Source organism: Pseudomonas sp. 22526 (genome assembly GCF_052044735.1).
GTDB lineage: Bacteria > Pseudomonadota > Gammaproteobacteria > Pseudomonadales > Pseudomonadaceae > Aquipseudomonas > Aquipseudomonas piscium.
The window spans coordinates 328,828-342,260 of record NZ_JBQENK010000004.1; the positions used below are offsets into that span (position 1 = coordinate 328,828).

The 13,433-nt window shown below is 63.4% G+C and carries 7 protein-coding genes; 5 read left to right on the top strand and 2 right to left on the bottom strand.

All coding sequences use genetic code 11. The features are described from left to right. Positions 1–34: 34 nt before the first annotated feature. Complete coding sequence (xdhB, locus tag ACTJKT_RS08425) at positions 35–2,434, bottom strand: xanthine dehydrogenase molybdopterin binding subunit (protein WP_440786767.1); 2,400 nt, start codon at positions 2,432–2,434, stop codon at positions 35–37. Then, positions 2,427–3,881, bottom strand: coding sequence for a xanthine dehydrogenase small subunit (xdhA, locus tag ACTJKT_RS08430; RefSeq protein ID WP_440786768.1), 1,455 nt, complete (start codon positions 3,879–3,881; stop codon positions 2,427–2,429). Before xdhA ends, xdhB begins: the two co-directional genes overlap by 8 nt. A 268-nt stretch (positions 3,882–4,149) precedes the next feature. Here xdhA and ACTJKT_RS08435 point away from each other — a divergent pair, with 268 nt between their 5' ends. From ACTJKT_RS08435 to ACTJKT_RS08455, 5 genes are all read left to right on the top strand, one after another. Further along, positions 4,150–4,809: a GntR family transcriptional regulator gene (locus ACTJKT_RS08435; protein ID WP_009042939.1), complete on the top strand. Its 660-nt coding sequence runs from the start codon at positions 4,150–4,152 to the stop codon at positions 4,807–4,809. 2 nt (positions 4,810–4,811) lie between these two features. Next, positions 4,812–8,300, top strand: coding sequence for a chromosome segregation protein SMC (gene smc, locus ACTJKT_RS08440; protein WP_440786769.1), 3,489 nt, complete (start codon positions 4,812–4,814; stop codon positions 8,298–8,300). Positions 8,301–8,561: 261 nt separating this feature from the next. Beyond that, entirely contained in the window at positions 8,562–9,410 is an 849-nt protein-coding gene (gene zipA, locus ACTJKT_RS08445) for a cell division protein ZipA (protein ID WP_440786770.1), read from the top strand. A gap of 128 nt (positions 9,411–9,538) precedes the next feature. Next, positions 9,539–11,905 (top strand): NAD-dependent DNA ligase LigA, encoded by a 2,367-nt coding sequence (gene ligA, locus ACTJKT_RS08450; protein ID WP_440786771.1) that lies wholly within the window; start codon positions 9,539–9,541, stop codon positions 11,903–11,905. Between the two features lie 291 nt (positions 11,906–12,196). Beyond that, positions 12,197–13,363, top strand: coding sequence for a zinc-binding metallopeptidase family protein (locus ACTJKT_RS08455; RefSeq protein ID WP_440786772.1), 1,167 nt, complete (start codon positions 12,197–12,199; stop codon positions 13,361–13,363). Positions 13,364–13,433 lie beyond the last annotated feature (70 nt).

Here is a 13,433-nt window from a genome sequence, read left to right on the forward strand (position 1 = left end):
AGCGAGGCTTGCCCGCGATGGGCGCACCTCGGTTCTAGAGCGGCGCCAGTTCAGACTCGGCCTCGACGGCCTTGGTCACCTTCAGCTGGCGCATCTGCTCGCAGCCCCACAGCACCCGCTCCGGCGTGGCCGGCGCATCGATCCTTGGCTGGTGCCGGTAATCGCCAAGGCTGGCCACGGCGTCCTTGAGCGCGCACCAGACGGCGATGCCGAGCATGAACGGCGGCTCGCCCACGGCCTTGGAGTGGAACACCGTGTCTTCCGGGTTCTTGCGGTTCTCCACCAGCTTGACCCGCAGGTCCAGCGGCATGTCGGCCACCGCGGGAATCTTGTAGCTGGCCGGGCCGTTGGTCATCAGCTTGCCCTTGGCGTTCCACACCAGTTCTTCCATGGTCAGCCAGCCCATGCCCTGGATAAAGCCGCCTTCCACCTGGCCGATGTCGATGGCCGGGTTCAGCGAGGCGCCGACGTCATGCAGGATGTCAGTGCGCAGCATCTTGTACTCGCCGGTCAGGGTGTCGACTATCACCTCGGCGCAGGCGGCGCCGTAGGCGTAGTAGTAGAACGGCCGGCCACGGGCCTGGGCGCGGTCGTAGTAGATTTTCGGGGTCTTGTAGAAGCCGGTGCTGGATAGCGAGACCTGGGCGAAATAGGCCTGCTGGATCAGCTCCTCGAAGCTCAGGATCTGGTCGCGGACCCGCACGTGGCCGTTGTGGAATTCCACATCCTCCTCGCTGACCTTGTACTGCCGGGCGGCAAACTCCACCAGGCGTTTTTTGATGATTTCCGCTGCGTTCTGCGCGGCCTTGCCGTTCAGGTCGGCGCCGCTGGAGGCGGCGGTCGGCGAGGTATTGGGCACCTTGTCGGTGTTGGTCGCGGTGATCTGCACTCGGTCGATTTCCACCTGGAACACCTCGGCCACCACCTGCGCCACCTTGGTGTTCAGGCCCTGGCCCATTTCCGTGCCGCCGTGGTTCAGATGGATGCTGCCGTCGGTGTAGACATGCACCAGCGCGCCGGCCTGGTTGAGGAAGCTGGCGGTGAAGGATATGCCGAATTTCACCGGGGTCAGCGCCAGGCCCTTTTTCAGGATCGGGCTGTTGGCGTTATAGCGGCGGATCGCTTCGCGGCGCTCGGCGTACTGACTGCTGGCTTCCAGCTCGGTGGTCATTTCTTCGAGCATGTTGTGCTCGACGGTCTGGTAGTAGTGGGTGACGTTGCGTTCGGTCTTGCCGTAGTAGTTGGCCTTGCGCACGGCCAGCGGGTCGAGCGCCAGATGACGGGCGATGGCATCCATCACTTCCTCGATGGCGACCATGCCTTGCGGGCCGCCGAAGCCGCGGTAGGCGGTGTTCGACGCGGTGTTGGTCTTGCAGCGATGGCCGTTGATGGTGGCGTCGCCCAGGTAGTAGGAGTTGTCGGCGTGGAACATCGCCCGGTCGACGATCGAGGCCGACAGATCCGGCGAGCAACCGCAGTTGCCGGCCAGCTCCAGCTGGATGCCATGCAGGCGCCCGGTGCTGTCGAAGCCGACGTCGTACTCAATGTAGAAGGGGTGGCGTTTGCCGGTCATCAGCATGTCTTCGACCCGCGGCAGGCGCATCTTGGTCGGCTGGCCGGTGAGGTGTGCGATCACCGCGCACAGGCATGCCGGGCTGGCGGCCTGGGTTTCCTTGCCGCCGAAACCGCCGCCCATGCGGCGCATGTCGACCACGATCTTGTTCATCGATACGTCCAGCACCTCGGCCACCAGTTTCTGCACTTCGGTGGGGTTCTGGGTCGAGCAGTAGACGATCATGCCGCCGTCTTCGGTGGGCATCACCGAGGAAATCTGCGTCTCCAAGTAGAAGTGTTCCTGGCCGCCGATGTGCAGGGTGCCCTGGATACGATGCTCGGCGCTGGCCAGGGCCTTGGCCGAGTCGCCGCGCTGGTGGGTGTGGCTGTCGAGGACGAAGTGGCGTTTGCGCAGGGCTTCGACCACGTCCAGCACCGGCTCCAGGTCTTCGTATTCGATGACCGCGGCCATGGCTGCCTTGCGCGCGGTTTCCAGGTCGCGGGCAGCCACGGCCAGCACCGGCTGACCAACGAACTGCACGTCGTCGATAGCCAGCAGCGGGTCGCCGGGCAGCAGCGGGCCGATGTCTTTCAGCCCCGGGATGTCCTTGTGGGTGATGACGATGCGCACGCCGTCGAAGGCGTAGCAAGGCGCGGTGTCGATGCTGAGGATCTTCGCGTGGGCACGGTCCGAGAGGCGCGCATACACATGCAGCTGGTTGGGGAATTCCAGCCGGTCATCGATGTACACCGCTTCGCCGGACACATGCTTGACGGCGCTGTCGTGCTTGACGCTGCGCCCGACGCCGGTGGCCAGGTCCTGCTGAAACAGGGCGCTCAGTTCGGCTTGAGTCTTCTCGACTTTGTGATGATTAGACATAAGCGGTCACCCGGGTCTTGATGTGCGGTGTTTGCAGTTCGATAAAGTATTTGCGCAGCAGGTTCTGGGCGCTGAGCAGGCGGTATTCCTTGCTGGCGCGGAAGTCCGAAAGCGGGGTGAAGTCCTCGCCCAGGGCGGCGCACGCACGCTCGACAGTGGCCTCGCTCCAGGGCGCGCCGAGCAGCGCGGCTTCACAGTGCTTGGCGCGTTTCGGGGTGGCGGCCATGCCGCCGAAGGCCACGCGGGCGTCGGCGATCACGCCGTCCTCGATGCGCAGGTTGAAGGCCGCGCAGACCGCGGAAATGTCGTCGTCCAGGCGCTTGGACACCTTGTAGGCGCGGAACAGCTGCTGGGCGCTGGCCCGCGGCACGATGATCTTCTCGATGAACTCGCTTTCCTGGCGCGCGGTGACGCGGTAGTCGATGAAATAGTCTTCCAGGGCCAGGGTGCGGCGGGTGTTGCCCTTGCACAGGACGATCTGTGCGCCCAGGGCGATCAGCAAGGGCGGCGAGTCGCCGATAGGGGAGGCGTTGCCGATGTTGCCGCCCAGGGTGCCCTGGTTGCGGATCTGCAACGAGGCGAAGCGTTGCAGCAGTTCGCCGAAGTCCGGGTACTCGGCCTTGAGGGCGTCGTAGCAATCGGAGAGGGCAGTGGCGGCGCCGATTTCCAGGCGGTCGTCGAAGCGTTCGACGCGTTTCATTTCGGCGACGTTGCCGACGTAGATCATCACCGGCAGCGGACGGTGGAACTGGGTGACTTCCAGCGCCAGGTCGGTGCCGCCGGCCAGCAGCCGGGCTTGCGGGTAGGCGTCATACAGGTCGGCCAGGTCGGAGAGGGTCAGCGGCACCAGGCAACGTTTGTCGCCACTGTTCAGCTCGCCGGTGTCGCTGGGGGCGATGGCTTTCAAGCGCGCGATGGTCTCGGCTTCGCGGGCGTCGAACTGGTCCGGCTGTTTGCCGCAGCAGGCCTGCTCGGCGGCGGCGAGGATCGGCCGGTAGCCGGTGCAGCGGCACAGGTTGCCGGCCAGGGCTTCATGGGCCTTGTGCGAGTCGGGTTGCTCGGAGTTCTTCTGCAGGGCGAACAGCGACATGACGAAACCTGGCGTACAGAAGCCGCACTGCGAGCCGTGGCACTCGACCATGGCCTTCTGCACGCTGTGCAACTGGCCCTGGTGCTTGAGGTCTTCGACGCTGATCAGTTGCTTGCCGTGCAGCGACGAGACGAAGGTCAGGCACGAGTTGAGGCTGCGATAACGGATGTGCTCCGCGCCCCTGTCATCGGTCTGCAATTCGCCGACCACCACGGTGCAGGCGCCACAGTCGCCACTGGCGCAGCCTTCCTTGGTGCCGGGCTTGCCCAGATGCTCGCGCAGATAATTGAGCACCGTCAGATTCGGGTCCAGGCTGTGCTCGCTACGGAGTTCCTGGTTGAGTAAAAACTGGATCACGGAAGGCCTCGCAGACTCATTATTGTTGTTAACCGACTGGGGCCGAATTTAGTCATGTCTGACTTTTCGGTCAATGAATTTCTGACTTAAGGGTCAGGAAACTGCTTTCTGCCGATCAACAAGCGCTTTTAAACAGTATTGACCCTCCCGGGCCGCAGTGCTTTTTGCTTATTCCGTGCCAAATTCAGGCCCTTGGGCACTCCGCCATGAGGTAGCAATTGCGCTACACTGCGCCGCTTGTACCGATCTAAGAGTTTGAAGGAAAACCATGACGTTCAAGGCGCCGGACAGCCTCGCCGAGCAAATCGCTCACCACCTCGCCGAACGCATCATTCGCGGCGAGCTCAAGCCTGGGGAGCGGATTCAGGAACAGAAGGTCACGCTGGCCCTCAACGTCAGCCGCGGCTCGGTCCGCGAGGCCCTGCTGATCCTCGAACGCCGCCACCTGATCGCGATCCTGCCGCGTCGTGGCGCCCATGTGACCGAACTCACCCCGCACAAGGTGCAGAGCCTGTGCACCCTGATGAGCGAGCTGTACATCCTGCTGGGCAACTCGGTGGCCAACGGCTGGGAACTGCAAGCGGACATGGCGCCGTTCCTGCAGATCCAGCAACGGTTGATCGCCGCCTACGAGCGCCAGGACATCCGCAGCTTCGTCGAAGACAGCTTCAACGTGATGCGCGCCGCCTATCCGTTCGCCGACAACCCGTACCTGCAGGAAACCGTCGAGAACCTGCAGCCGGCGATGAGCCGTGCCTATTTCCTGGCCCTGGAGCAGCGCAAGGCGGAAATGAGCGAATTCCTCGACCTGTTCGAGCAACTGCTGGCCGCCGTGCTGGCCCGTGACCTGCCGACCATCCGCCTGGTGCTGACGGCCTATGCCCGGCGCAGTTGCGACCTGGTAGTCGCCGCCTTGACGGTTGCCTGAGCGTGCGGCTCAAGTGCATCAAGCTGGCGGGGTTCAAGTCCTTCGTCGACCCGACCACGGTGAACTTCCCCAGTAACATGGCGGCGGTGGTCGGGCCCAATGGCTGCGGCAAGTCGAACATCATCGACGCCGTGCGCTGGGTAATGGGCGAGAGCTCGGCCAAGAACCTGCGCGGCGAGTCGATGACCGACGTCATCTTCAACGGCTCCACCAGCCGCAAGCCGGTGAGCCAGGCCAGCATCGAGCTGGTCTTCGACAACTCCGACGGCACCCTGATCGGCGAGTACGCGGCCTACGCGGAAATCTCCATCCGCCGCAAGGTCACCCGCGACAGCCAGAACAGCTATTTCCTCAACGGCGCCAAGTGCCGCCGTCGCGACATCACCGACATCTTCCTCGGCACCGGCCTGGGGCCACGCAGCTACTCGATCATCGAGCAGGGCATGATCTCCAAGCTGATCGAAGCCAAGCCGGAAGACCTGCGCAACTTCATCGAAGAAGCAGCGGGGATTTCCAAGTACAAGGAGCGCCGCCGGGAAACCGAAAACCGCATCCGCCGTACCCACGAAAACCTGGCGCGTCTGACCGACCTGCGCGAAGAGCTGGAGCGCCAGCTCGAACGCCTGCACCGCCAGGCCCAGGCTGCCGAGAAGTACCAGGAATACAAAGCCGAGGAGCGTCAGCTCAAGGCCCAGCTGTCGGCGCTGCGCTGGCAGGAGCTTAACGAGCAGGTCGGCCAGCGCGAGTCGATCATCGGCAACCAGGAAGTCGGCTTCGAAGCCCTGGTGGCGGAACAACGCAATGCCGATGCCGCCATCGAACGCCTGCGTGACGGGCACCATGAACTGTCCGAGCGCTTCAATCAGGTGCAGGGGCGCTTCTATTCGGTCGGCGGCGATATCGCCCGGGTCGAGCAGAGCATCCAGCACGGCCAGCAGCGTTTGCGCCAGTTGCAGGACGACCTGCGCGAGGCCGAACGGGCGCGCCTGGAAACCGAATCCCACCTGGGCCACGACCGCACCTTGCTCGCCACCCTCGGCGAAGAGCTGGAAATGCTCGAGCCCGAGCAGGAGGTCAGCAGCGCCGCCGCCGAAGAGGCTGCCGCGGCCCTGGAAGAAGCCGAAACCACCATGCACGGCTGGCAGGAGCAGTGGGACGGTTTTAACCTCAAGTCCGCCGAACCGCGGCGCCAGGCCGAGGTGCAGCAGTCGCGTATCCAGCAGCTCGAAGGCAGCATGGAGCGTCTGGGCGAGCGCCAGCGGCGCCTGGTGGAGGAGCGAGCCTTGCTGGCCGCCGATCCGGAAGACGCGGCGATCCTCGAACTCAACGAACAACTCGCGGCCAGCGAAGCGACCCTGGAAGATTTGCAGGCCAGCGAAGACGGCCAGGTCGAGCGCCTGGAGCAGTTGCGCCAGGAGCTGCATCAGGCGACCCAGGCCCAGCAGCAGGCCCAGGGCGAATTGCAGCGTCTCAACGGGCGCCTGGCCTCGCTGGAGGCTTTGCAGCAGGCGGCGCTCAATCCGGGGACCGGTGCGACGGAGTGGCTGCGCGAGCAACAGTTGGCTGAGCGTCCGCGTCTGGCCGAAGGCTTGAAGGTCGAGGCGGGTTGGGAGCTGGCGGTGGAAACCGTGCTCGGCGCCGACCTGCAAGCGGTGCTGGTCGACGACTTTGCCGGCTTTGACCTGGCCGGGTTCGAGCAGGGCGACCTGCGCCTGCTCCAGCTGGCGGGCGAGGGTGCGCGAATCCCCGGCAGCCTGCTGGACAAGGTCGATGCCCAGGTCGATCTGGCGCCCTGGTTGGGCCAGGTCAAGCCGGTGGAAAGCCTTGAGCAGGCCCTCGCTCTGCGTGGCCAATTGGCGGTAGGCGAGAGCCTGATCAGCCGCGACGGCTTCTGGGTCGGCCGGCATTTCCTGCGGGTGCGTCGCGCCAGCGAAGCGGAAAGCGGCATGCTCGCGCGCAACCAGGAAATCGAGCAACTGAGCCAGGAGTGCGATGAGCGCGAAGCCAGTGTGGAAGACCTGGAAACCCACTTGCAGAACCTGCGTGCTCAGCAGCGGCAGCAGGAGAACGGTCGCGAACACCTGCGCCGCCTGTTGCAGGACGAAGCCCGTCAGCAGGGTGAATTGAAAGCCAAGCTGTCCGCCGGCAAGGCCAAGGCCGAACAGCTGGCCCTGCGCCGTACCCGTCTGGATGAAGAAGTAGCGGAGCTGGGCGAGCAGCGCGCCGTGGAACACGAGCAGGTGGGCGAAGCCCGTCTGCAACTGCAGGAAGCCCTCGACAGCATGGCCCTGGACACCGAGCAGCGTGAGTTGCTGCTGGCCCAGCGCGACAGTTTGCGCGAGCGCCTGGACCGGGTGCGCCAGGAGGCGCGTCAGCACAAGGATCACGCTCACCAGTTGGCGGTACGCCTGGGCTCGCTCAAGGCCCAGCACGATTCCACCCGTCATGCCCTGGAGCGCCTGGAGCTGCAATCGGAGCGTCTGACGGAGAAGCGCGAACAGCTCAGCCTGAACCTGGAGGAGGGCGCCGCACCGCTGGAAGAGCTGCGCCTGAAGCTCGAGGAATTGCTGGAAAAACGCATGACCGTCGACGTCGAGCTCAAGAGCGCGCAGATCGCCATGGAGGATGCCGACCGCGAATTGCGCGACGCGGAAAAACGTCGGACCCAGGCCGAACAGCAATCGCAATTGATCCGTGGCCAGCTCGAACAGCAGCGCATGGAATGGCAGGCCCTGAGCGTGCGCCGCAAGACCTTGCAGGACCAGTTACTGGAAGACGGCTACGACTTGCAGGGCGTGCTCGCCACGCTGACCGAACAGGCCAGCGAGAAAGAAGCCGAGGAAGAACTCGAGCGGATTGCCGCGCGCATTCAACGCCTGGGGGCGATCAACCTCGCGGCCATCGATGAGTACCAGCAGCAGTCCGAGCGCAAGCGTTATCTGGATGCCCAGGACGCCGATCTGGTGGAAGCCCTGGAAACCCTGGAAAACGTGATTCGCAAGATCGACAAGGAAACCCGTAATCGTTTCAAGGATACCTTTGATCAGATTAACGGCGGTTTACAGGCGCTCTTTCCAAAAGTTTTCGGTGGCGGCAGCGCTTATTTGGAACTGACGGGCGAAGATCTACTCGATACAGGGGTAACGATCATGGCGCGTCCGCCAGGGAAGAAGAACAGCACCATTCATTTGTTGTCCGGTGGTGAGAAAGCATTGACGGCGCTGGCGCTGGTATTTGCCATCTTCAAGTTGAACCCGGCGCCGTTCTGCATGCTCGATGAAGTTGACGCCCCGCTGGATGACGCTAACGTTGGACGCTACGCAAGGCTGGTTAAAGAGATGTCGCAGACGGTGCAGTTCATCTATATCACCCACAACAAGATCGCCATGGAGATGGCCGATCAGTTGATGGGCGTGACGATGCACGAGCCCGGCTGTTCGCGCCTGGTAGCGGTGGATGTCGAGGAGGCGATGGCGATGGTGGACGCCTGATATCCGGGCGACCAAAGCCGGTATGTAAGTGACAAGTAAGAGGTTTTTACCTGTGCCGAGTACTGGCTGATCGACATATTGAATGAAGCCGTTGCGACAGACGGTGTAAAGTTGTCTTTGGTCGTGCTAGTTTAATGTCAATTTTTCCTATACGTGGGCAAAACGCCAGTCAGAACATAGAGTTGGCGCCACGTTTTAAAGCGGTTTGCAGTTTGCTAAACCTCTTATTTTTCAGCATTTTTCATAGAGGCACGGGATTACATGGAAATCGGTCTGCGCGAGTGGCTGATCGTCATCGGCATCATTGTCATTGCCGGTATTCTTTTTGATGGCTGGCGCCGTATGCGCGGCGGCAAAGGAAAGTTGAAATTCCGTCTGGATCGCAGCCTGTCCAACCTGCCGGACGACGACAGCAGTGCCGAACTGCTGGGCCCGCCCCGCGTGCTGGATACCCATAAGGAACCGCAACTCGATGAGCACGACCTGCCGTCGATGAGCGCGCCGGTGCGCGAACCGCGCGAGTCCGGCTCCAAGCGTGGCAAGCGTGCCAGCGAGCCACAGCAGGGCGACCTGAACCTCAACCTGGATCTGGACGGCGGCCCGAGCTTCAGCAGCCGTGACGACGACTTCCCGGATGAAACCAAGGTTTCCGGCTACGCCGACAAGGACCAGCCGCAAGCCGAAGAAGTGCTGGTGATCAGCGTGATCTGCCGTGATGCCGGCGGCTTCAAGGGCCCGGCGCTGTTGCAGAACATCCTGGAAAGCGGCCTGCGTTTTGGCGAGATGGATATTTTCCACCGCCACGAAAGCATGGCCGGCAACGGCGAAGTGCTGTTTTCCATGGCCAACGCGGTCAAGCCGGGCGTGTTCGACCTGGACGACATCGACCACTTCAGCACCCCGGCCGTGAGCTTCTTCCTCGGCCTGCCAGGCCCGCGTCATCCGAAGCAGGCTTTCGACGTGATGGTGGCCGCGGCGCGCAAGCTGTCCCAGGAACTGAACGGCGAACTGAAGGACGACCAGCGCAGCGTGCTGACCGCCCAGACCATCGAACACTACCGTCAGCGCATCGTCGAATTCGAGCGTCGCGCCCTGACCCAGAAGCGCTGAGCGCTTCGCGAGCCAGCCGCTCCGGCATAACCCTTGGCCTGCCGGAGCAGGCTCGCGACAGGGTCGTAAGACCCTCCAGACAAATATTGAGCAGCCTAGGCTGCTCTTTTGCTTTTTGAGAGAACATCATGACCGCCGTCGAAACCCGCATTCTTGAGCTGCGCGCTGAGCTGGATCAGCACAACTACCGCTACCACGTACTCGACGAGCCGAGCATTCCCGACGCCGAATACGATCGCCTGTTCCACGAACTCAAGGCGCTGGAAGCCGAGCATCCGGAGCTGGTCAGCAGCGACTCGCCTACCCAGCGCGTGGGCAGCGCGGCGCTCTCGGCTTTCACTCAGGTGCGCCACGAAATCCCCATGCTCAGCCTGGGCAACGCCTTCGAAGAAACCGACATGCGCGAGTTCGACCGCCGGGTGACCGAGGGGCTCGACCTGCCGGTGGGCGATCTGTTCGGTGGTGGGGCGGCGGTGGAATACAGCTGCGAGCCGAAGCTCGATGGCCTGGCGGTCAGCCTGCTGTATCTGGACGGTGTGCTGGTGCGCGGCGCGACCCGCGGCGACGGCACCACCGGCGAAGACATCAGCGTCAACGTGCGCACCGTGCGCAACATTCCGCTGAAGTTGCACGGCAGCGGCTGGCCGGCAACCCTCGAGGTGCGCGGCGAGGTCTACATGTCCAAGGCCGGTTTCGAGCGGCTCAATGCCGCGCAACTGGAGGTTGGCGGCAAGACCTTCGCCAACCCGCGGAACGCTGCGGCCGGCAGCTTGCGCCAGCTGGACTCGAAGATCACCGCCAGCCGTCCGTTGGAGTTCTGCTGCTACGGGATTGGCCAGGTCACCGCTGACATTGCCGACACCCATATCGGCAATCTGGAGCAGCTCAAGCACTGGGGCATGCCCGTCAGTCGCGAGCTGAAACTGGCCAAGGGCATCGACGAATGCCTGGATTACTACCGCGATATCGGCGAGCGCCGTAATGGCTTGCCCTATGAAATCGACGGCGTGGTGTTCAAGGTCAACAGCGTTGCCTCGCAGCGCGAGCTGGGTTTCCGGGCGCGTGAGCCGCGCTGGGCGATCGCCCATAAGTTCCCGGCGATGGAAGAGCTGACCGAGCTGCTGGACGTGGAATTCCAGGTCGGTCGTACCGGCGCGGTGACTCCGGTGGCGCGCCTGAAGCCGGTCAAGGTGGCGGGTGTCACCGTCTCCAACGCGACTCTGCACAACATGGATGAAGTGGCGCGCCTGGGCCTGATGATCGGCGACACCGTGATCATCCGCCGCGCCGGCGACGTGATTCCGCAAGTGGTGCAGGTGGTGGCCGAGCGCCGGCCACAGGATGCGCGCCCGGTGCATATCCCGCAGACCTGCCCGGTGTGCGGTTCCCATGTCGAACGCACGCAGTTGATCAAGCGCAGCAAGGGCAAGGAAACCATCAGCGAGGGCGCGGTGTACCGCTGTGTCGGTCGCCTGGCCTGTGGCGCGCAGCTCAAGCAGGCGATCATTCACTTCGTTTCCCGGCGGGCGATGGATATCGAAGGGCTGGGCGACAAGACCATCGAACAGCTGGTGGACGAAAAACTCATCGGTTCGCCGGCTGATCTCTACAAGCTCAAGTACGAGCAGATCATCGACCTGGAAGGCTTCGCCGAGGTCTCCAGCAACAAGCTGCTCAAGGCCATCGAAGACAGCAAGCAGCCGGGCCTGGCGCGCTTCATCTACGCCCTGGGCATTCCCGATGTAGGCGAGGAGACGGCCAAGGTCCTGGCGCGCTCCCTGGCCTCTCTGGAGCGCGTCCAGCAGGCCCTGCCGGAAGTGCTGACCTACCTGCCGGATATCGGCCTGGAAGTGGCTCACGAGATTCACAGTTTCTTTGAGGACAGTCATAACCAAGAGGTGATTGGTGCCTTGCTCGATCCGCAGCAATGCGCTCTCGAGCTGCAGGACCAGGGCGACCTCGGTGCCGAGTTCGCCGCCAGCACCACCCTGGGTGGCATGCTCGACAAGTTGAACATCCCGTCGGTGGGGCCGGGCGCCGCACAGAAGCTGGCGGACAAGTTCGTCACCCTGGATGGTGTGGTCAAGGCGGACTGGCTGGACATGCGCCAGACCCTGCCGGAGAAGCAGGCCAAGGCGGTGCGCGACTTCTTCGATATCGCGGAAAACGCCGAGCGGGCGCTGGCCATCGAAGCGCAATTGCAGGCTTTCGGCATGCACTGGCAGAGCGAGAAGAAGGTGGTGGAAGGGCTGCCGCTGGCCGGCCAGACCTGGGTGCTCACTGGCTCCCTGGAGCTGATGAGTCGCGATGTGGCCAAGGACAAGCTGGAAAGCCTGGGCGCCAAGGTTGCCGGTTCCGTTTCGGCCAAGACCCACTGCGTGGTGGCTGGCCCGGGCGCCGGCTCGAAGCTGGCCAAGGCCAACGAGCTGGGCCTCAAGGTGCTGGATGAAGAAACCTTCGTGGCCTTCCTCGGCCAGCACGGCATCTCGGCATAACCCTGTAGCCGCTGCCGAAGGCTGCGATCGACCGCGCAGAGGGCGTTGCTTTGTCGGGCGCCAGAAGGTCCTGCGGACCTTATCGCAGCCTGCGGCAGCGGCTACAGGGAATCGCGTTCCCTTGTAGGAGCGAGCTTGCTCGCGAAAAATCTCCCGGCTTGCGCACGATGCGACAGGGAAATCGCTTCGCGAGCAAGCTCGCTCCTACAGAAAGGCGGATCGCCAGCAAGGCGATGGAACAATAGTCCCGTCCCCATGATCTAGTCTTGGCAAGCCCAGGGAGAGATCGCCATGTACCGCTTCTTCGAGCAGCTCAGTTCCCGTATCGCCGCGCCCTTTGTTCGCGAGAACAGCCGCAACAGCAAGGTCTGGCCGTGTCGCTGCGGGCAGTCGCTGTTCTTTCGCAACAGTCAGTGCCTGGCCTGTTCGGCGACCCTGGGTTATCAGCCCGAGCAGAGCCGTCTGTCATCGCTGCAGCCAGGGCCGGAGCTCGATACCTGGCTGCTGGATGTCGACCCGCAGGCGGGGCTGTTCCGGCGCTGCGCCAACCTCGATACCCCAGCGGCCTGTAACTGGCTGCTGCCGGCTTATGGTGCTGGCATCTTGTGCGTGGCGTGCCGGTTGAACCGAACCATTCCCGATCTTGGCGTGGCGGAAAACCCCGAACGCTGGCGCAAGGTGGAAATCGCCAAGCGCCGTCTGGTGGCGCAACTGGTAAGCCTTGGGTTGCCATTGATCGCCAAGACCGAGGATGAAGCGGCTGGCCTCGCTTTCGATTTTGTCGGCGTCGATCTGCAGGGCAGGGCGCCGATGACCGGCCACGCCAACGGCCTGATCACCCTCGATATCAAGGAGGCCGATGACGCGTATCGCGAGCAGGTGCGGGTGCAGATGCACGAACCCTATCGCACCTTGCTCGGGCACTTCCGGCATGAGGTGGGGCATTACTACTGGGATCGCCTGATCGCCGACAGCCATTGGCTGGAACCCTGTCGCGCGCTGTTCGGCGACGAGCGCGCGAGCTACGCCGAAGCCCTGGACCGGCATTATCAACAGGGCGCGCCGAACGATTGGTCGCAGGCCTACGTCAGCGCCTACGCCACCATGCACCCCTGGGAAGACTGGGCGGAAACCTGGGCGCACTACCTGCACATGATGGACGCGGTCGACACCGCGCTGGGCTTCGGTATGAGTGCCCGGGAAATGGACTTCGACTACCAGCCGTTCCCGCTCGATACCCTGTATGACCCACAGCACCCCGGCGGTCTGGCCTTCCTCTCTTTCGTCAACGCTTGGATCGAACTGGCAGGCATGCTCAACGAACTGTCACGCAGCATGGGCCAGCCGGACTTCTATCCCTTCATCCTGCCACCGGCGGTGATCGCCAAACTGCACTTCATCCACCTGGTGATCCAGCAAGTCGGCGGCAAGGCCGACGAAGTACTCGAACAAGCCTGAATCCATCACCTGCCTCTGTAGGAGCGAAGCTTGCTCGCGATGCAGGCGACTCGGTCCGGCAGAAGACCGC